The organism is Secundilactobacillus mixtipabuli, from assembly GCF_002217925.1.
Taxonomy (GTDB): domain Bacteria; phylum Bacillota; class Bacilli; order Lactobacillales; family Lactobacillaceae; genus Secundilactobacillus; species Secundilactobacillus mixtipabuli.
This window is the reverse complement of record NZ_BCMF01000006.1, coordinates 183,146-203,630: the sequence shown is the minus strand read 5'-3', so window position 1 is coordinate 203,630 and position 20,485 is coordinate 183,146. Positions and strand designations below refer to the sequence as shown.

The window sequence follows — 20,485 nt, the reverse complement described above, 5'->3', positions numbered from 1 at the left end:
ATCAAAAAAGCACCTGGACTTTTCGGCCCAGCTGCTTGTTTGGTTGTGCGATAAAACCTTATTTACCGGTGTTTTCTTCTTCATCCGTTTGCAGTACCGCCATGAATGCCTCCTGCGGGATATCCACTGTCCCCACGGACTTCATCCGCTCTTTCCCACGCTTTTGCTTTTCCAGCAACTTCGCACGCCGGTCGGGATCACCAGTATGAATTCGAGCAGTCACATCTTTCCGGTAAGCCTTGATCGTTGTCCGTGCAATGATCTTGGCACCAATGGCAGCCTGAATCGGGATTTCAAAGTTTTGCCGCGGAATAATTTTCTTCAGTTTAACTGCGATATCACGGCCACGCTTTTCGGCAAATTGACGGTGAGAAATGAAACTCAGCGCATCGACCTTATCGCCGTTCAGCAGAATATCGATCTTGACCAAGTCACTTTCACGATAGCCGTCCAATTCGTAATCCAATGAGGCGTAACCCTTAGTGGAAGACTTCAGCTTATCAAAGAAATCAAAGATAATTTCGGATAGTGGCATCTTATAAATGACATTAACCCGGTAATCGTCCAAATATTCCATTGTCACGAACTGCCCACGCTTGCGTTGACAGAGTTCCATGACTGCCCCGACATAGTCGTTAGGCGTCATAATTGTCGCTTTAACATAGGGTTCTTCAATCGTTTTAATCGCCGCAACATCCGGCATTTCTGACGGGTTTTCCACTTCTTTAACTGTACCATCAGCCAAATTAGCATGGTACGTTACGGAAGGTGCCGTGGTAATTAAATTGAGGTTGAACTCACGCTCCAGCCGTTCTTGAACCACGTCCATGTGCAACATGCCCAAGAAGCCGCAACGAAAACCAAAGCCCAGTGCTTGGGAAGTTTCTGGTTCGAACTCCAGCGCGGCATCATTTAGCTTCAGCTTCTCCAACGCTTCACGCAGATCCTGATACTTGGCGTTATCGGTGGGATACAGCCCGGCATAAACCATGGGGGCCATTTCCCGGTAACCAGGCAATGCCTTTTCAGCTGGATTGGCAGCGTTAGTGACCGTATCACCCACTCGCGTATCCTCAATGTCTTTGATGCTGGCTGTGATGTAGCCAACTTCACCGGCAATCAGCTGATCGCGTTTGATGGGCTTGGGCGAGTTAACCCCGACTTCAGTGACTTCGTACTCGGCACCAGAGTTCATCAAGCGAATCTTATCACCAGGTTTTACCGTGCCTTCAAAGACCCGAACACTCAAAACAACCCCGCGGTAGTCATCGTAAATCGAGTCAAAGATCAATGCCCGCAACGGCGCTTCCAAATCGCCATCTGGTGCTGGTACCTTGTGGACGATCTGTTCCAAGAGATCTTCAATACCGATCCCCTTTTTGGCACTGGCCATAACAGCATCCGAGGCATCGATACCAATCACATCTTCAACTTCTTTGCGAACCTTTTCGGGTTCAGCGGACGGTAAATCAATCTTATTGATCACTGGTAGAATTTCCAAATTATCGTCGATGGCTAAATAAACGTTCGCTAAGGTTTGGGCTTCCACCCCTTGAGCGGCGTCAACAACCAAAACCGCCCCTTCACAGGCAGCGAGACTCCGTGACACTTCATACGAAAAGTCCACGTGCCCGGGGGTGTCGATCAAGTGAAACTCATAAGTATGGCCGTCCTTGGCGTCATAGGTCAGTTCCACCGCGTTTAATTTGATCGTGATGCCACGTTCCCGTTCCAGGTCCATATTATCAAGGATTTGGTCTTGCATATCGCGTTTGGCAACGGTATCCGTCATTTCCAAAATGCGGTCAGCTAGCGTCGACTTACCGTGATCGATATGAGCGACAATTGAAAAATTTCGGATTTCTCGTTGGTGCGCCTTCATTTGTTCAAGATCCATTTGCATTCTGCTACTGATAACTTACAAAAAGTTATAGATTATTCTTGCTTCTGCCCATCCTGCCTCGCACGAAGCTCGCTAATACAGTTGGTATGATAGTCCACAAGCGTCAATTCCCGGCTAGCCACCGGTACATCCTTTGAAGCCTAGGTTAGTAGGCTAATTCAAAGTTTTCAGTATCCCTGATATTCAGGGCCGCGTTAATATCGCGATCTTCAGTATAATGACAGTTTTGACATTCATACACTCGATCCTTGAGTTTTAAATCAACTTTTTTATAGCCACATTGATGACATAACTTAGAAGTTGGTTCAAACCGACCAGTTAAATGTACTGGAATGCCTAATTGACGGCATTTAGTGATTAATTTGATCCTGAAATTGTAGAATCCTTGATAACTGACTGCTTTAGCTAAATGCCGATTTTTCATTATACCTTTAACATTCAAATTCTCTAAGGCTACCCATTGCGGTTTGGTTCTCACCACATTGGCAATAACCTTATTTTGATAATCTGATTGAATGTTGGTTAATCGTTGATATAAGCGTTGCACCTTCCGCTGAGTTTTAGCTAGATTCAAATCAGTAGCAGACTGACCTTCTTTCCGTTTTCTAGCTTTCAGTGCGTGATACTGACGGGACATTTTTCTTTGCAGTCTGCGCAAGCGTTTTCTGATGCGCCTTACCCGACTGCTTTTGTTCTGATTAGAATACATAGTACCATCATTTAAAATGGTAAATTCTTTTAGGCCAAGGTCAATGCCAATTGGTTCACCGGTTATTTCTAGCTTTGGTAGCTCAGCCTGTTCCACTAAACAGGTCAGGTAATACCGGCCAGCCTTAAATTTAATCCGGCCTTGTTTAATCACAAAATGCTCAGCATCAGTGGGGATATAACCAAATTCTTTCAAACGTACCCAGCCAAGTTTTGGTAACTTGATCCGGTGACGCTGACAAGAAACAATTTGCGTTTTACTGTTCTTAACAAAATAGTAGCTACCCTGACCGCGCTTAAACGAGCGCCAATGTGGAAAACCGCTCAGTTTCTTAAAGAACCGCTTCATTGCCATATCGGCATCGATAAAGGCCTGTTTAACCGATTTTGCGTATAAATCCTTGATCCATATATCATCAGGGTTAGCTTCTAGATACTCATGGTTGAACCACTTACTAAAGGCGTAAGCATTTAAGTAGCAGTAACCTCTTTCGTAGCGTTGTCGATTGATGTCTAAAAACAAGTTGTAAGTCCAACGACTACCACTGATGTGGGAATCAATCTGCCAGGCCTGTTTTTCTGTTGGCTTAACTTCGACTTTATAGGTGAGTAACATCAATTGTTCCGCCTTATAGAATTTAATCACCAAGGTGAGGTGTCCCTCATATTATACGGGATAGATTTATCCCAAAAAGCCTTTTAATGAAATTCATATAAATCACTACTTATATGCTATCAGTTGATACGGAAACCTAACGTCGAACTTTAACCTTGTTAGATCTTTTACCAGACTTGTAAGCATACACAATAGAATAGAAGTACCACTTTATACAGATTGATATCCTTTCACAACAAAACAGTTACTGTTCATGCCTCCTACCTTTTAAATTCAAACATATTAGCTATTATAACAGAAACCAGCTCAAACCACCTGAGATGGTTAAAATTCACTCTAAAATCAAAAAGTCGCCTGGTCAATGATCAACCACGGCGGCTTTTAGTGTCCGTTAGAGTAAATGGTCATCACTCTGCTGAACTAATTATCAAATGCATCTTTCATCTTGTCAAAAAAATGTCCCTTGCCGTTACCAACTTTTTCACCGCTAGCTTCAGCAAATGCCTTTAAGGCCATCTTTTGGTCTTTATTGAGATTCTTGGGTGTCGTAATCTTAACGGTAACCCGTTGATCACCGTTGCCATTACCACGAAGTCGTGGTGCACCTTTACCCTTCAAGCGGAAGACTGAACCAGTTTGAGTTCCAGCAGGAATCTTCAGATTAACGTCACCATGAACAGTTTGCACTTTAATCTCATCGCCAAGAGCTGCCTGCGCAAAACTAATGTCTTTATCCAAGTAGATATCAGCACCATCACGCTTGAAGACTTTGCTTGGCTTAACGTTAAACAGAATGAATAGGTCACCGTAAGGACCACCGTTTTCACCTGCTTCACCCTGGTTTTGAAGCCGCATTTGCTGACCGTCATCCACCCCGGCTGGGATGTTGACTTCAACTTCATGCCGCTCTTCCTCGTGACCTGAACCGCCACAAGTTGGGCACTTTTCTTTGATTTCTTTACCAGTGCCGTGGCAAACTGGGCAAACTTGCTGACTGCGCATCCGGCCCAATGGGGTATTGGTTTCAGTCGTAACATAGCCCGAACCACCACAATTGTGGCAGGTTTCTGGACTTGTGCCTGGCTTAGCGCCGCTACCGTGACAAGTATGACACTGCGCTTGACGATTATACTTGATCTTGGTTTTCTTACCAAAGATCGCTTCTTCAAAGGTCAAAGTCATTTCATACTGCAAATCTCGACCTGGTTGCGGCGCGTTTGGATTACGGCGACGGCCACCGCCGCCTCCGCCGAAGAATTGACTGAAAATATCTTCAAAACCACCGCCGCCAAAACCGCCGGCATCACCGAAACCGCCGAAGCCACCGGCACCGCCAGCACCAGCGCCCCCAAAGCCTTGGGGACCATCAGCTGAACCGTATTGATCGTAGTTTGACCGCTTTTGTTCGTCACTTAAGACTTCATAAGCCTCAGTGATTTCTTTAAATTTCTCTTCAGCACCAGGTGCTTTGTTGATATCGGGATGATACTTCTTTGATAATTGGCGGTAGGCCTTTCTAATCTCGGCTTGGGATGCATCCTTTGAGACCCCAAGCACTTCATAATAATCTTTACCAGCCATGTTAACCTCCTAAAGTAAACATTGCAGACGTCTGCTAGCTATTTTTCATTGTCAGGCCCTTACAATGCATTTGGCCTATTTGAAAATGACCAATGTTCATTTTATGATCATTTAAACCAATAATCATTCACTCAAGTAGAATATCATAATTCCACCAAAACAAAAAGCCAAAGCCCGCGTTTGAGCCTTGACTTCCTGCTTACTATCTAGTTAATCATTACTTTTTATCGTCATCATTAACTTCTGAGAAGTCACCGTCAAAGGTCTTACCATCGCCCTTGCCATCATCAGACTTACCTGATTGGTCAGCTGATTGTGCACCAGCGGCACCATCAGCAGCACCCTTTTGGTCTTGAGCTTGTTGATAAAGTTTAACTGAAAGGTCTTGAACGATCTTGTTCAAATCATCCTTCTTGGTCTTCATTTCTTCAACGTTGTTGTCATCTTGGGCCTTCTTCAGAGCATCACGTGCATTCTTGGCCTTTTGAATTTCGTCGTCAGAAACTTTACCCTTAACTTCATCCAAAGTCTTATCAACAGTGAAGAGTAATTGGTCAACTTCGTTCTTCAAGTCGGCTTCTTCTTTACGCTTCTTATCGGCAGCTTCGTTTTCTTGAGCTTCCTTCATCATCTTGTCGACTTCTTCGTCTGACAGACCACCGGAACTCTTAATGGTAATCTTTTGTTCCTTACCAGTCCCCTTGTCCTTGGCTGAAACGTTCACGATACCGTTACGGTCAATATCAAAGGTGACTTCGATCTGAGGAACACCACGAGGTGCGGCTGGAATGTCAGTCAGTTGGAAGTTACCCAAAGTCTTGTTGTCAGCAGCCATTGGCCGTTCACCTTGCAGCACGTGAATATCAACGGCTGGTTGGTTGTCAGCAGCGGTACTGAAGACTTGTGACTTGCTGGTTGGAATCGTCGTGTTACGATCGATCAACTTAGTGAAGACACCACCCATGGTTTCGATACCAAGTGATAGTGGCGTAACATCAAGCAAAACAACGTCCTTAACATCACCGGTTAAGACACCACCTTGAACGGCGGCACCTAAAGCAACGGCTTCGTCAGGGTTGATTGAGTGGTTAGGTTCTTTGCCAGTCCACTTCTTAACGGCTTCTTGAACGGCTGGAATTCGAGTAGAACCACCGTTTAAGATGACAACGTCAAGATCATCAGCTGATAACTTAGCATCCTTCAAGGCGTTTTCAACGGGGATCCGGGTCTTTTCAACTAAGTCAGAAGTCAATTCGTTGAACTTAGCACGGGTCAATGAAGCTTCCAAGTGAAGCGGACCGTTGTCGCCGGCTGAAATAAATGGCAGGCTAATTTGAGTTTCAGTTACACCTGATAAGTCCTTCTTGGCCTTTTCAGAAGCTTCCTTCAGCCGTTGCATAGCCATCTTATCCTTAGAAAGGTCGATGCCATTGTCGGCTTTGAATTGTTCGATCAACCAGTTCATGATGCGCTTATCGAAATCGTCACCACCAAGGTGAGTATCACCGTTAGTAGAAAGAACATCGAACACACCATCACCTAAATCAAGGATGGAAACATCAAAAGTACCACCACCAAGATCATAAACCAGGATCTTTTCGTCGGCATCCTGCTTGTCAAGACCATAAGCTAATGAAGAAGCGGTAGGTTCGTTGATGATCCGCTTAACATCCAAGCCAGCAATCTTACCGGCATCCTTAGTGGCTTGACGCTGAGAATCGTTGAAATAGGCTGGCACGGTGATAACCGCCTGGGTAACCTTGTCGCCAATGTAATCTTCAGCAAAGTCCTTGATGTATTGCAAAATATAAGCAGAGATTTGTTCTGGTGTGTAATCCTTACCTTCAATGCTTACCTTGTAGCCTGCTTCACCCATGTGGCTCTTAATTGAAGAAACCGTGTTAGGGTTTGTGATTGCCTGACGCTTAGCGACGGCACCAACGGACGGTTTGCCATCTTTGAACGCTACAACTGAAGGGGTTGTACGGCCACCTTCAGGGTTTGGAATAATTTTGGGTTCCTTACCTTCAAGAACTGCGACTGCAGAGTTTGTAGTCCCTAAGTCAATACCAATAATTTTATTACTTGCCATGAATAATTTACCCTCTTTATTTAAAGTTTGATTCAATTTGATTCAATCGGTTACGTTTAACCTTATTGCGCAACCATGACCATTGCCGGACGGAGAACCCGATCCTTTAAGCGGTAACCCTTTTGCAGCACCTTGGCAACGTGATCTTTTTGATCATCAGACTCTGCCGGTACGGTTTGAACCGCTTGGTGAATATTCGGATCGAATTTCTCGCCCTCAGCCTTGATTTCAGTCACGCCATTACTGGTTAGTGCATCCATCAAGTGCTTTTGAACCATTTCAATTCCCTTTTTTAATGACTCGGCTTGCTCACCCTCAACTGTGATGGTTAGCGCACGTTCCAAGTTATCCAGCGCTGGTAAAATATCATGCGCCAGCTGCTGACCATCATATTTGATTAAAGCAGCCTGATCTTTCTTATTGCGATTCTGAATGTTTTGAATCTCAGCTTCAGCGCGTAGATATTGATCAGAAGTCTTGTCTAATTGCTTTTTTAGACTGTCAACTTGTGCCAACGCTTTAGCGAGTGCATCGTCACTGGCAGACTGCTTATCCTTTGCTGAGGCTGTTTGTTCTGCTGACGAAGTTGCGTCAGTCTTTGCTTGCTGCTTCGTTTTTTCCTCAGCGGATTGCTGGTTATCTTTCGGCTTATCCGCTTTGTTATTTGCTGCTTGATTTGTCTTTTCTTCAGCCACTATAACACCCCTTTACTACTGATCAAAATACCGATAATAATCGATGAGCCGTTGCGCTAGCTCTTGCCGGAAAGCACCAACTAAACCAATCATCCGCGAGTACGGCATCCGGGTCGGTCCCAGTAAAGCAATGACCCCTTTGCCGTGATCCCCGGCTTCATAGGTTGCCGTAATTAAACTGTAATCCCTAAGAATGTCGTTAGTCATCTCGCTGCCAATCTGCACTTGAATGTGATCGGATGGCTGGCCTAACACATCAGCCATGTCATCACTGTGATCCATCAACGTGTACAACGACTTTAATTCATCAACGTCGTTACTATCCGAGAAGTTCAATAGGTTTAAGCGACCGCCAACGTAAAACCGATCTTGAGCAGCCTGCGTTAACACGTCGCCAAACACCTTCAAGAAACCCTCTGGCTGCTGCAAATAATTGGCAACCTGCATCGGAATATCAGACTGGAGTGAAGCCAAAACTTCATCTAGTGGCTTACCGATCAATTGATCATTGATCAGACGGACCACTGCTTCGAGTTGGTCGCCGGTAATCTTAGTGGTAATGTTAAAGGTTTGTGATTCCACGTCACCGTTGTCAGTTACCAAGACTGCCATGACCTGCCGTTTGCCCAGTGGAACGAGCCTAAACCCACTCAACCGGCTTTGCTTATGCTCCGGTTTAAGTGAAAAGGCCGTGTACGACGTTAAGTTTGATAGAATTTTAGCCGATGTTTCGATGATCTCATCAATTTTAAGAAATTGACCTTCAAGTGAAGATTTAATGATGTCAATGTCGTTGGCTTTGATTGGATCCGGCTGAACCAAATGATCCACGTAATAACGATAGCCCTTTACTGAAGGAATTCGACCGGATGAAGAATGGGTCTTCGCAATCAAGCCCAGTTCTTCAAGAGCAGCCATCTCGTTACGCACGGTTGCCGAACTAACATGCATCGGTAACTGTGCCGCTAGCGCTTTGGAACCCACAGGAACGCCACTGCTCGTATAGTCGCGAACAATCGCTTTTAAAATCATATTCTGTCTGTCCGTTAACGTGATCATCACCTCTTTTTAGCACTCAAGTTACTCAAGTGCTAAGACACATATATAATGTATCAAACGCTGTTTTTTAAGTCAAGCGTTCAGCTAACTTTTTTAGCAATTAATTCATTCGAGTGCTAATTTAGTGATGGGATGATCTTCAAAATAGGCTCTGGTATCCTTGGCATCCTGGGTGAGTTGTGCAACGAGCCCATCAACATCATCAAATTTAACTTCTCCACGCAGCCGGTAATCCCACTCAATGGTGACAATTTCGCCATAAATGGCCTCGTGAAAGTCTAATAGATACGCTTCAACCGTCACTGGCCGGCCTTCGCCAAAAGTGACGTTCCGGCCAACCGAGGTCATCGCTTGATACCACTTGCCGTTGACCTTAACCCGGGTCACATAAACGCCGATGCCTGGCAGCCAGTATTTAGCATCATGGCTAACGTTAGCCGTTGGAAAACCAAGCGTTCGCCCTCGAGCTTCGCCATGCATCACTGTACCAGTCGTTTGATACCGATAACCTAACAGCTCATTGACCGTTTGAAGATCACCGTCATCCAGATTTCGACGGATGCGCGACGACCCAATTTTTTGTGCCTGCGACTCTTTTTCACCAACCGTGACAATTTCAAAGCGGCCTTTGGCGTATTCCGGCAGCCTGTCCATTGTTGCGACATCCTTTGGCCCATATGTATGATCATACCCGGCAACAACAACCTTGGCGTGAAAGGCAATCAAATAGTGATCAACAAACTCCTGAGGGGTTTGAGAAGCATACTGACTCGCAAAGTTCACTTGATAAACAATGTCGACGCCCAGTTGTTCAAACAGCGCCATTTTTCGAGCATTGACTGTCAGATAGCGGTTCCGTTCAGGACTTAATTTTTTATATACCAATGCCGGATGATGGTCATAGGTCAATACAGCAAGCGCTAACCCACGCTCATCAGCAATGGCCCGCGCACGGTTAATGACCGCTTGGTGGCCAAGATGGACACCATCAAAAAAGCCCATTGCTAAAACCACCGGCTGATCAATGACCTTAGCCGCTGTTAACGGATGATGAATTTGAATGACTTGCATATTATTGCCCCAACTTTCTACTTAGTACTAAACATTTTTAACGGTTTATAACGGTTTTTGACCCGCTGATATAAACACTTGATCTGCCCTTGATATTGCAGTGCAATGATCGGTGCGTCCGTGTTAACTTCGTCTGGCAATAACCAGACGCCATTTTTGACAACTGCCCAGATTTCGTCTGAGATCGCAATGGCTGGGTACTCGCTAAGAACCCGATCGATCGGATAGAGAAAATCAGCGGTCCCATTGGCTACTTGTTCTCTCAATGTAGCCAGTGACACCGTTTCGTCGATTGTAAAACCACCGCTTGCTACTCGCGTCAGCGAAGACATCACAGCGGGGAGCCCAAGCGCCGTGCCAATTTGAACGGCTAACGTTCGTACGTAAGTCCCCTTAGTGCACGCCACTTCAAAATTAAACCGCTGGGTGCCAGTCTCTGTGTCAAACTGACTCTCACTGGTCCGCTTGAATGATTTGATCGTGACCGTTCTGACGGGACGCTCAACGCTCAGACCAGCCCGCGCATATTCGTAAAGTTTGCGGCCATTCACTTTCACTGCTGAATACATGGGTGGCACTTGGGATAATTCACCGATCATGCCAGCCATAATCGCATCAATCTTCTCATCTGGCACGGGTTCAGACAGAGTGACCCGCTGCACTTCAGCACCGTCTAGATCTTCCGTTTCAGTGGCAAATCCCAACGTCACACTGCCACGGTAAACCTTGGTGTGGGTCATTAAATAGTCCACTACCTTAGTGGCGCTGCCGACGCAAATTGGCAGCACACCATCCACGTTCGGATCCAAAGTACCCGAATGACCGACTTTTTTCATGTGAAGAATTTGACGCACGTGATTCACACAGTCGTGACTTGTCATGCCACGTTCTTTATACAGTGGAATAATGCCATCCATTACAACCGCTCCGTTTCATATAAACTGTCTAACTTTGCTATTATATCACGTCCCGATACGTTAACGACACGAAAAAACCGTCCGCAGAAAATTCTACGGACGGTTTTTTAATTAACGGTCAGCCTCATCGCGATGAAGTTTGTTGAGTAATTCATCGATGTGACTCCCATATTGGACGGATTCATCACGTTCAAATGTCAGTTCTGGAACCTTGTAAATATTCAGGCGAGAACCTAATTCACTACGAATCAATCCGGTTGCCTTGGTTAATCCTTGAGCAGCCTTTTCGCCGTCAGAGGCCTTATCAGACAAAATACTGTAATAAATCGTTGCCTGTTGATAATCACCAGTGACGACAACGCCGGTTACGGTAATATCTTGTACTCGCGGATCGCGAACTCGCTTCAGCAAGATATCGTTGACTTCTCGCTGAATTTCTTGTTCAAGTCGTCCTACACGATAATGTGCCATATATCTAACACCTCGTTAGTTCTTTATTCTATTGGAACTTCCTTCATGATGTAAGCTTCGACCACGTCGCCGACTTTGATGTCGTTATAGTTTTCAATAGTCAAACCTAATTCATGACCTTGCTTAACGTCATTAACGTCATCTTTAAAGCGCTTCAAGCTACCTAATTCGCCTTCGTAAACAACCACTGAATCACGGATCAAGCGAACTTTACTGTCCTTTGAAATATGACCATCAGTGACCATCCCACCGGCAATTGTACCAACTTTAGAGGCTTTGAAGATATCACGGACTTCAACTTCGCCAATGACTTCTTCTTTATAAGTTGGTTCAAGTTTACCCTTCATGGCGTGTTCAATTTCATCGATTGCGTTATAAATGACACGGTGCAAACGAATATCCACGTTATCTTGATCAGCTTGTGACTTGGCTTGCGGTGTTGGCCGAACGTTGAAACCAATGATGATCGCGTTACTTGCTTCAGCCAGCGTGACATCACTTTCGTTAATGGCACCAACGGCAGTATGGATGATGTTAACACGAACACCTTCAACTTCAATCTTCTTCAGACTGTTAGCCAGTGCTTCAACGGAACCTTGGACGTCAGCTTTAATAATGACATCGACTTCCTTCATTTCCCCTTCTTTCATGGTATCAAAGAGGTTATCAAGGGTGACGGTGTTCTTCGTACGACGTTCTTCCATCAAAGCGTTCTTAGCCCGTTCTTCACCAGCTGCACGAGCGGTCTTTTCGTCATCAAAGACAACGAACCGATCCCCAGCTTCTGGCACGTCACTTAAACCAGTAATTTCAACTGGTGTCGATGGTAATGCTTTCTTGATTTCCTTACCGCGTTCGTTTTCCATTGTCCGAACTCGGCCAAAGGTATTACCAACCACGATTGGGTCACCAGTATGCATGGTTCCTTGTTGAATCAGCAGGGTTGCAACAGAACCCTTACCTTGATCCAGTTTGGCTTCGATGACTGAACCAGCAGCGTTTTGCTGTGGGTTAGCCTTCAATTCCATCACTTCGGATTGTAATAGGATCATATCCAGCAATTCATCAATGTTCTTACCGAACTTAGCTGAAATCTGGACAAAGATCGTGTCACCACCCCAGTCTTCAGGAATCAAACCATATTCGGTCAATTGTTCCATGACGTGGTTCGGGTTTGCGCCCGGCTTATCGATCTTGTTAACCGCCACAATAATTGGTGTCTTGGCTGCTTGAGCATGGTGAATGGCTTCAATCGTTTGAGGCATGACACCATCATCGGCGGCAACTACCAAAACAGTGATGTCGGTAATATCAGCACCACGCGCCCGCATTTCGGTGAAGGCCGCGTGTCCTGGAGTATCCAAGAAGGTAATGGTCTTGCCTTGATGCTTCAATTGATAAGCACCAATCGCTTGGGTGATCCCACCAGCTTCGCCAGCAGTGATATGAGAATGACGTAAATGATCAAGTAAGGTTGTTTTACCATGATCAACGTGTCCCATGATCGTGACAACTGGTGGTCGCGTTTCAAGATGATCCGTGTTGTTGGACTCTTCTTCAAAGGTCTTATCAATATCAGCGACATCGACTTCAACCTTTTCTTTAGCTGCGATCCCATAATCAGCTGCTAAGATCTCAATGGTGTCCTTATCCAGTGACTGGTTTTGGTTAGCCATCACACCCAGCATGAATAACTTCTTGACGATTTCAGAAGGTTCACGGTGAAGAATCTTACCGAGATCTTGAGCATTCATACCGACTTGGTAGACCAAAGTTTCTGGCAAGGCCTTGTTCTTCCGTTCAGGAGCACCCTTTTGATGATTGGTTTCCTTGATCCGTTGGTTCTTCTTGCTATACTTGCTAGCAAAGTTGTTCCGACGGCGATTGTTATTGCGGTTGTTACGATTGTTTCGGCTGTTACGCCCATTACCACTACTCAAACTACCGCCAAAACGACCTGAGCCGCCATTACCGTTGCTTTGTGACCGGTTATTGCTTTGACTCCGGTTGTTATTTTGACTGCGGTTAGTGTTGTTTGATTGCGAGCGGTTGTTAGACTGCCCGTGATTATTTGATTGGCTGTGGTTAGCCGACTGGCTACGATTGCTGGACTGGTTGCGGTTAGTCGACTGGTTCTGGTTATGCGTCGATGACTGACTGCGATTGCTTGTTGAATGGCTTTGGCTAGTTGAATGGTTCTGACTAGTTGAATGGCCGCCATTGTTATTGGACTGTGTCCGAGCATGCGTACTGTTTGATTGGTTGTTCCGGTGAGCCGGTTGTGCGTTGCTCGTGGTTTGGTGTTGATCACGGCTTTGAGCCGGTTTAGCAGACTTTGCTGGTTGTGCTGGCTTGGCCTGGTTTGATTGACTCTTGTTTGCATTGTTGCCCTTGTTTGAGAAGGTTTCTCGCAATTGCCGTTCCTCGTTGCTTCCTAATGATGACATATGATTTTTAACGTCGAAGCCCTTTTCTTGAGCCTTATCAAGAATGGCTTTACTTGATACGTTGAGTTCTTTAGCTAATTCGTAAATTCGCTTTTTGCCCATATCTTCACTCTCCTTTGGTATTAACTAGTTCAATTAACTTCCTAGCAAATCCAGGATCTTTAACGCCATAGGCTGACCGGTTCATACCGGTCGCTTGGCTAAGTTGTTCCTTTGTAAACGCAGTAATTAAGTCAACGTGGTAAAACGTGGCTTTATCACTTAACTTTTTCATGCTGCTGGGACCAGCATCGCTGGCTAAGATCACCACCGAAATGCTCTGGTTGCGGATTGCCTTTAAAACGAATGCCTCGCCGGTGACTAACTGGTTAGCCCGACGAACAAGTCCTAAAAGCTGTAGAAAGGCGTTAGGCTTTTCCATCTTCAAATAATTCCCGACGCGCTTGCTGATGGTCCACGTATGCCACCAAGTCATCGTAAAATTGAGAATCGACTTTCGTTTCAAAAACTTTATCAAAAGTCCGTTCCTTCTGAGCCCGTTTGGCAATCTCAACGTTTAGCGAAATGTAGGCACCGCGGCCTGATTTCTTTCCTGTTGGATCAACGGACACGTTGTTGTCCTTATCACGGACAATTCTGACCAAGTCTTTTTTAGGCGCCATTTCACCGGTCACAATGTCTTTTCTCATTGGTACCTTACGTTTCTTCATGTACGCTTACCTCCTTAGTCTTCAGTACCGTCATCCTCAGAAGTTTCTGGGGCATCTTCAGGAGCTGAATCATTTGCAGAATCAGCAGTTTCATCAATTGCTTCATCCACTGATTGATCGACTGACTCATCGTCAGCTTGATCAGTTGATTGTTCAGGTTGGGCGTCATCGCTATCCGTAGCTTTGTCTTTAAAAATCGTTTCAGCCTCAGTTTCAGACTTAATGTCAATCTTATAGCCGGTTAACTTAGCAGCTAACCGCGCGTTTTGACCACGCTTACCGATTGCCAATGATAATTGATAATCAGGAACGATAACGGTACATGCCCGTTCGTTGTTTTCATCAAAAATCACATCGATGACCTCAGCTGGATTCAATGCGTTAGCAATGAACTTCGCTTCATCATCCGTCCATTCAACAATATCCATGTTCTCGCCATCAAGTTCTGAAACGATGGCTTGGACCCGTTGTCCACGAGGGCCAACAGAGGTACCGACTGGATCGACATCAGGGTTATTTGAACGAACAGCGACTTTGGCACGGTCCCCTGCTTCACGAGCAATGGACATGATTTCGACAGTACCATCATAGATTTCCGGAATTTCTTCTTCAAATAAACGCTTCAGTAAACCTGAATCGGTCCGGCTAACGAACACTTGCGGGCCTTTAGCGGCGTTTTCAACTCGCGTCACGTAAACTTTGATCCGGTCGTGCATGTGATAAGTTTCGTTAGGCATCTGATCCTGACGGCTCATAACGGCTTCAACGTTACCTAAGTTAACGTAAACGAACCGATTATCCTGACGTTCAACTTCACCAGTGATGATTTCGTTTTCATACTGGCTGTACTGATCAAAGATCAGTGACCGTTCAGCTTCACGAACCCGTTGCATAATGACTTGTTTTGCCGTCTGGGCCGCAATCCGGCCAAAGTTCTTAGGTGTCACTTCAAACTTGATGTCATCGCCTAATTCATAGCCGCGGCTGACTTGTAACGCATCATCCAGACTGACTTCCAAACGAGAATCATAAACTTGGTCAACGACTTTCTTAACTGCGTAAACATGAACATCACCCTTTTTTTGGTCAAAGTTCACTTCAACGTTTTGCGCTTGACCATAGTTCCGCTTGTAAGCAGAGGTCAATGCGGCTTCAAGTGCATCGATCACAATTTCCTTTTTGATACCCTTTTCGGTTTCCAGTGTATCCAGAGCACCTAATAGTTCTTTACTCATGACGTATAGTCTCCTTTAGCTGTTAAAACTTAATTGCTAATCTTGCTTTGGCAACGTTTTTTCTTGGAATGGTCAAATCTTTCATCCGACCCTTTAGGTTGATTTTCAAAACCAACTCGTCTTCAGTGACCGAGAGCAGTGTCCCTTCAAATGCCTTTTCACCGTTCACTTTTTGATAGAAAGAAAGGTGAACGTAATGACCGACCGCCCGTTCATAGTCAGCTTCTTTTTTCAACGGTCGTTCCGCACCTGGAGAAGATACTTCCAAGAAATACGCTTGGGGAATTGGATCGGGATCGATATTATCCAGCTTTTCACTTAGTTCATCACTCACTAAGGCGCATTCATCAATCGTAATGCCACCGGGCTTGTCGATGAAGAGCCGCAAATACCAACTTTTACCCTCACGAACAAACTCAACGTCCACCAGTTCAAAATGATGAGCATCCACAATCGGTTGCGCTAGAGTTGAAACAATGTCTACGACGTTATCCAATCTTTTACCTCCAATACCATTTTTCCAATAAAAAGAGCGAGCATCGCTGCTCACTCCTTTCCGAAATATCTACAAGTTGTATGATAGCACAAAGCTGACATAATAGCAAACTTGAAAGCGCGCCGTTATGCCAACCCTGACTAATTCTGGTTACATCATATCAAAGAGACTCAGCTGATTCTCATCTGGCAATCCATCTAAGACACCGTTATCAGTCATGAACTCGATCAACGTCTTTGAAACCTTGCCGCGTTTGGCCAGATCTTCCTTGGAAAGAAATGGTTTGTCCTCACGGGCAGCCACAATCTGCTTAGCCACGTTTAACCCAAGCCCAGGCGCCGCGTTAAACGGTGCAATCAAGGTATCGCCATCAATCAGCCACTCACTGGCAGCTGACTTGTTAATATCAATCATCTTGAACTTAAAGCCGCGTTCCAGCATTTCGTTGGCTAATTCCAAAACCGTCAGCAAGTTTTTCTCTTTTGCTGAAGCATCCATGCCTTCATCGTTGATCTCTTTCATTTTCGCCTTAACAGAATCTTTGCCGCGAGACATCGCCACGACGTCAAAGTCGTCAGCCCGCACGGAGAAATATGCCGCGTAGTAGACCAATGGGAAGTACACCTTAAAGTACGCCACCCGCAGCGCCATCAAAATATAGGCAGCCGCGTGGGCCCGTGGGAACATATACTTGATCTTCAGGCAAGACTGAATGTACCAGTCCGGTACGTCAGCTTCTTTCATCTTGTCCTGCCATTCATCTGGAATACCGCGACCATGACGGACAGATTCCATAATCTGAAATGAGGTTTCAGAATCCATCCCCCAGTTGATCAAGTCGGTCATAATGTTATCACGGCATCCGATAACGTTAGCAATGGTGGCAGTCCCGTTCTTAATGAGTTCTTCAGCGTTACCTAACCACACATCGGTCCCGTGAGACAGCCCAGAAATTTGCAGCAGCTGTGAATAATTCTTCGGGTGAGTTTCTTCCAGCATACCCCGAACGAACCGAGTCCCAAATTCGGGCACACCTAACGTCCCCGTCTTGGACTGGATCTGTTCCGGTGTGACGTGCAGTGAATCAGTGCCGGAGAAAAGTGCCATGACGCCCGGGTCATCCATTGGAATCGTCTGCGGATCGATGCCGCTTAAATCTTGCAGCGTCCGGATCATGGTTGGATCATCATGTCCCAGAATATCGATCTTCAAAATGTTGTCATGGATCGAATGGAAATCAAAGTGGGTCGTTTGCCAAGCGGCGTTTTGGTCGTCGGCGGGGTACTGGATCGGCGTGAAATCATAGATGTCCATGTAATCGGGCACAACGATGATCCCCGCCGGATGTTGGCCGGTAGTCCGCTTAACACCGGTAGCCCCCTTGGCTAACCGGTCGATCTCAGCGTTTCGTAAATTCAATTCTTTATCACGTTCGTACGCTTTAACGTAACCGTACGCGGTCTTATCCGCCACGGTACCGATCGTCCCGGCACGGTAAACGTTCTTTTCGCCGAACAGCACCTTCGTGTAGTTATGGGCAATCGGTTGGTAGTCCCCGGAGAAGTTCAGATCAATATCGGGGACCTTGTTCCCAGTAAACCCTAAGAAGGTTTCGAAGGGAATGTTATGGCCGTCGCCGATCATCAAGGTGCCGCACTTTGGACAGTTCTTCTCGGGTAAATCAAACCCGGAACTGTATTCACCCTTGGTGTAGAAGTGAGAATACTGACAGTTGGGGCAGCGGTAATGAGGCGGCAACGGGTTCACTTCAGTAATTCCCGTCATGGTCGCCACCAGACTGGAACCAACGGAACCCCGGGAACCAACCAAGTACCCGTCCTTGTTACTCTTGGCCACCAGCCGTTGGGCAATCAAGTAAATCACGGAGAACCCGTTACCAATGATACTCTTCAGCTCGCGGTCAAGCCGATGCTGAACCAGTTCTGGCAACGGATCGCCGTACCATTCGTGGGCGGTATTCATGGTCCGTTCACGAATTTCGTCTTCCGCGCCTTCCATCCGTGGTGTGAACAGTTTATCTTTCAATGGGTGAACATCATCGATCATGTCGGCAATGGCATTCGTATTGGTAACCACGATTTCCTTAGCTTTAGCTTCACCCAAGAAACTGTAGTCATCTAACAGCTCGTCCGTCGTTCGGAAATGCACGTCTGGTAATTCCTGACGGTTCAGCGGGTTAGCACCACCTTGCGAGTTGATCAAAATCTTCCGGTAAATGGCATCTTCCGGATTCAGATAATGGGCGTCGCCAGTGACTGCAACGGGTTTATCCAGTTCTTCGCCCAGCTTGACCATGTTAGTTAAGATTTCCTCTAGGTTCTTCCGGTTTTGAATCAAACCAGAATCGATCAGCGGCTTGTAAGCTGCCAACGGCTGAACTTCAAGGTAATCGTAAAACTTGGCTTTGCTGCGGGCTTCGGCATACCCCTTCTGCATCATAGCGGTGAAAACTTCACCGGAATCACAGGCGGAACCGATCAATAGACCATCCCGCAGTTTCTCAATCTGGCTTCGCGGCATCCGGGGTACCCGGTAGAAGTAATCCACGTTGGACTTTGAAACCAGCTTGAACAAATTCTTCAGACCTGCTTGCGTCTGTGCCAAAATAATTGCATGGGATGGCCGGGCGTGTTTGTACGCGTCGTTTTCACTCATGTGGTCATTCAGCTGATCGTGATACTGAATGTCGTAACGGTCTTCGGCATCCTTTAAAAATAGATAGTTCAAATGACCGGTAGACTCAGCATCATAGATTGCCCGGTGATGGTGTTCCAATGAAACGTGGAACTTCTTGGCTAACGTGTTCAACCGGTAACCCTTCATATTCGGATACAGGAAACGCGCTAACGTCAGCGTGTCAATGATGGGATTGGTGATTTCCGGCAAATCATAGCGCTGATAACCGGCGTTCATGAAGCCGATATCAAAAGTCACGTTATGACCGACGATGATCGCGTCGCCGTAAAATTTCCGGAATAATTCAAAGACTTCTTTTTCGGACTTTGAGCCGTGAACCATGTCGTCAGTAATACTGGTTAAATTGGTCGTTTGATCGGATAAGTGAAAACCAGGATCAATAAATTCTTCAAACTGATCAATGACTTCTTTACCCTGCATCTTAACGGCAGACAGCTCGATCACCCGGTCATAAATTGCCGACAGTCCAGTGGTTTCAGTATCGAAAACAACGTAAGTGGCGTCTTTTAGCGCCCGGTGTTCATTGTTGTAGCCAATTGGCACACCGTCGTCCACTAAGTTAGCTTCCACCCCGTAAATCATCTTAATGTCGTTCTTAGAAGCGGAACGGAACGCTTCAGGGAAACCTTGAACCCCCGCGTGATCAGTAATAGCGATGGCTTTATGGCCCCATTTTTTGGCCTGCTTCACGTAGTCTGAAATAGAATTGGTGGCGTCCATCGTACTCATGTTGGTGTGCAGGTGAAGTTCCACCCGTTTTTCGCCTTCAGGCGCTTTATCCTGGCGACTTGGTACGGTCACCTGATTGATGTCATAAGCGTTTAGAACAAGATCACGCATGAAGTTATCTTCTTGAACACTCCCGCGAACTTTGATCCAGTCACCCTCGTTTAACCCTTCAAACTGGGCTTCATCACTTTCGTCACGGGAAAATTTCTTCACCGCAATGGAAGAACTATAGTCAGTAATCTCAAGGATCATCAACTTACGACCCGAACGCAGGTCACGAATTTCCTTATTAAAGACATAACCCTGAACGATCACTGATTTTTCTTCATCTTCGATTGAGGATAGCTGAAGGGGTTCTTCGTCCACCTTAATTTTGCGTCCAATCACCGTCGGCCCACTAGCGGCGATAACACCCTGTTTTTCACGCTTTTCGTTAGCAATTTTGATCGCTGCCACGGCTTTTTGTGCCAATTCCGCATCAGATTGCGCTTTCTTCTGCTTAAATTCCTGTATTTTGGCCTGTGAAGCTGATTCGTCAATCATGGTATGAATCGCGAACTTGGGAAAACCAACGGCTTCGTAACCATTTTCAATCGGGCCTAAGGCTTGATCGACTAAAAAGTTTTTGACGACCTCGTTTTCAGCCATAAAAATGACCCGGTCGTCTTCAACCTTAGGGACTTGATCGCGACAAAGTTCCTGTATGAGCGGTGATTTGACACCACTGTGCTGAACGACCCAATTCCAATAGTCGCCAATCAATCGGTTATCGAGGTCGGTTTGTGCCGTATGAATTTCAAAATCCACCTTGGCAATCGACTGAAACGCCTTTTCCAACTGTCCTTGAAACGTCGTAAAAGTATCGTAAGGCAGGATCGTTGGTAACTCAAAATTAAAGTGCCAGCGCTTCGATTTTTCATGCACCGTCAATTTTTCCAGTGCTGCCCCTTTAAAGAATGGCTGGCCAGCCAAATCTGATAATTGCAGTTGCTGTAACAGTTTTTCAAATAATGCCTGATGATCTAAGGCCACGCCAA

The 20,485-nt window shown here is 45.8% G+C and carries 15 protein-coding genes; all 15 read right to left on the bottom strand.

The genetic code is table 11. The features are described from left to right. Positions 1–58: 58 nt before the first annotated feature. Complete coding sequence (gene lepA / locus IWT5_RS07445) at positions 59–1,897, bottom strand: translation elongation factor 4 (protein ID WP_089109322.1); 1,839 nt, start codon at positions 1,895–1,897, stop codon at positions 59–61. Between the two features lie 151 nt (positions 1,898–2,048). Beyond that, on the bottom strand, positions 2,049–3,227 hold the full coding sequence (locus IWT5_RS07440; RefSeq protein ID WP_225360246.1) for an RNA-guided endonuclease InsQ/TnpB family protein: 1,179 nt from the start codon (positions 3,225–3,227) through the stop codon (positions 2,049–2,051). Between the two features lie 420 nt (positions 3,228–3,647). Continuing rightward, on the bottom strand, positions 3,648–4,808 hold the full coding sequence (gene dnaJ / locus IWT5_RS07435) for a molecular chaperone DnaJ (protein WP_089109321.1): 1,161 nt from the start codon (positions 4,806–4,808) through the stop codon (positions 3,648–3,650). Positions 4,809–5,025: 217 nt separating this feature from the next. After that, positions 5,026–6,900, bottom strand: a complete 1,875-nt coding sequence (gene dnaK / locus IWT5_RS07430; protein WP_089109320.1) for a molecular chaperone DnaK — start codon at positions 6,898–6,900, stop codon at positions 5,026–5,028. 62 nt (positions 6,901–6,962) lie between these two features. After that, positions 6,963–7,595 carry a nucleotide exchange factor GrpE gene (gene grpE / locus IWT5_RS07425; protein WP_089109319.1) on the bottom strand — a complete coding sequence of 211 codons (633 nt, stop codon included), beginning with the start codon at positions 7,593–7,595 and terminating at the stop codon, positions 6,963–6,965. Positions 7,596–7,610: 15 nt separating this feature from the next. Continuing rightward, the gene (hrcA, locus tag IWT5_RS07420) at positions 7,611–8,654 is read right to left on the bottom strand and encodes a heat-inducible transcriptional repressor HrcA (RefSeq protein WP_089109318.1); all 1,044 of its coding nucleotides are present in this window, start codon (positions 8,652–8,654) and stop codon (positions 7,611–7,613) included. 105 nt (positions 8,655–8,759) lie between these two features. Continuing rightward, positions 8,760–9,725: a riboflavin biosynthesis protein RibF gene (gene ribF, locus IWT5_RS07415; RefSeq protein WP_089109317.1), complete on the bottom strand. Its 966-nt coding sequence runs from the start codon at positions 9,723–9,725 to the stop codon at positions 8,760–8,762. A gap of 17 nt (positions 9,726–9,742) precedes the next feature. Beyond that, positions 9,743–10,642, bottom strand: coding sequence for a tRNA pseudouridine(55) synthase TruB (truB, locus tag IWT5_RS07410; protein WP_089109316.1), 900 nt, complete (start codon positions 10,640–10,642; stop codon positions 9,743–9,745). A 111-nt stretch (positions 10,643–10,753) separates the two neighbouring features. Continuing rightward, positions 10,754–11,113: a 30S ribosome-binding factor RbfA gene (gene rbfA, locus IWT5_RS07405; protein WP_089109315.1), complete on the bottom strand. Its 360-nt coding sequence runs from the start codon at positions 11,111–11,113 to the stop codon at positions 10,754–10,756. A 23-nt stretch (positions 11,114–11,136) separates the two neighbouring features. Continuing rightward, positions 11,137–13,662, bottom strand: coding sequence for a translation initiation factor IF-2 (gene infB, locus IWT5_RS07400; RefSeq protein ID WP_089109314.1), 2,526 nt, complete (start codon positions 13,660–13,662; stop codon positions 11,137–11,139). Positions 13,663–13,666: 4 nt separating this feature from the next. Then, entirely contained in the window at positions 13,667–13,981 is a 315-nt protein-coding gene (locus tag IWT5_RS07395; RefSeq protein ID WP_089109313.1) for a L7Ae/L30e/S12e/Gadd45 family ribosomal protein, read from the bottom strand. Next, the gene (rnpM, locus tag IWT5_RS07390; protein WP_089109312.1) at positions 13,968–14,270 is read right to left on the bottom strand and encodes an RNase P modulator RnpM; all 303 of its coding nucleotides are present in this window, start codon (positions 14,268–14,270) and stop codon (positions 13,968–13,970) included. Before rnpM ends, IWT5_RS07395 begins: the two co-directional genes overlap by 14 nt. Before the next feature lie 14 nt (positions 14,271–14,284). Continuing rightward, the gene (gene nusA, locus IWT5_RS07385) at positions 14,285–15,505 is read right to left on the bottom strand and encodes a transcription termination factor NusA (protein WP_089109311.1); all 1,221 of its coding nucleotides are present in this window, start codon (positions 15,503–15,505) and stop codon (positions 14,285–14,287) included. Positions 15,506–15,527: 22 nt separating this feature from the next. Beyond that, entirely contained in the window at positions 15,528–16,001 is a 474-nt protein-coding gene (rimP, locus tag IWT5_RS07380; protein ID WP_089109310.1) for a ribosome maturation factor RimP, read from the bottom strand. A 150-nt stretch (positions 16,002–16,151) separates the two neighbouring features. Next, positions 16,152–20,480, bottom strand: a complete 4,329-nt coding sequence (locus tag IWT5_RS07375) for a PolC-type DNA polymerase III (RefSeq protein WP_089109309.1) — start codon at positions 20,478–20,480, stop codon at positions 16,152–16,154. Positions 20,481–20,485 lie beyond the last annotated feature (5 nt).

Coding starts and splice junctions, on each gene's coding strand:
- infB (WP_089109314.1), bottom strand. CDS start 13,662: ATGGGCAAAAAGCGAATTTACGAATTAGCTAAAGAACTCAACGTATCA.
- truB (WP_089109316.1), bottom strand. CDS start 10,642: ATGGATGGCATTATTCCACTGTATAAAGAACGTGGCATGACAAGTCAC.
- hrcA (WP_089109318.1), bottom strand. CDS start 8,654: ATGATCACGTTAACGGACAGACAGAATATGATTTTAAAAGCGATTGTT.
- rbfA (WP_089109315.1), bottom strand. CDS start 11,113: ATGGCACATTATCGTGTAGGACGACTTGAACAAGAAATTCAGCGAGAA.
- dnaJ (WP_089109321.1), bottom strand. CDS start 4,808: ATGGCTGGTAAAGATTATTATGAAGTGCTTGGGGTCTCAAAGGATGCA.
- dnaK (WP_089109320.1), bottom strand. CDS start 6,900: ATGGCAAGTAATAAAATTATTGGTATTGACTTAGGGACTACAAACTCT.
- IWT5_RS07440 (WP_225360246.1), bottom strand. CDS start 3,227: ATGTTACTCACCTATAAAGTCGAAGTTAAGCCAACAGAAAAACAGGCC.
- ribF (WP_089109317.1), bottom strand. CDS start 9,725: ATGCAAGTCATTCAAATTCATCATCCGTTAACAGCGGCTAAGGTCATT.
- nusA (WP_089109311.1), bottom strand. CDS start 15,505: ATGAGTAAAGAACTATTAGGTGCTCTGGATACACTGGAAACCGAAAAG.
- lepA (WP_089109322.1), bottom strand. CDS start 1,897: ATGGATCTTGAACAAATGAAGGCGCACCAACGAGAAATCCGAAATTTT.
- IWT5_RS07395 (WP_089109313.1), bottom strand. CDS start 13,981: ATGGAAAAGCCTAACGCCTTTCTACAGCTTTTAGGACTTGTTCGTCGG.
- rnpM (WP_089109312.1), bottom strand. CDS start 14,270: ATGAAGAAACGTAAGGTACCAATGAGAAAAGACATTGTGACCGGTGAA.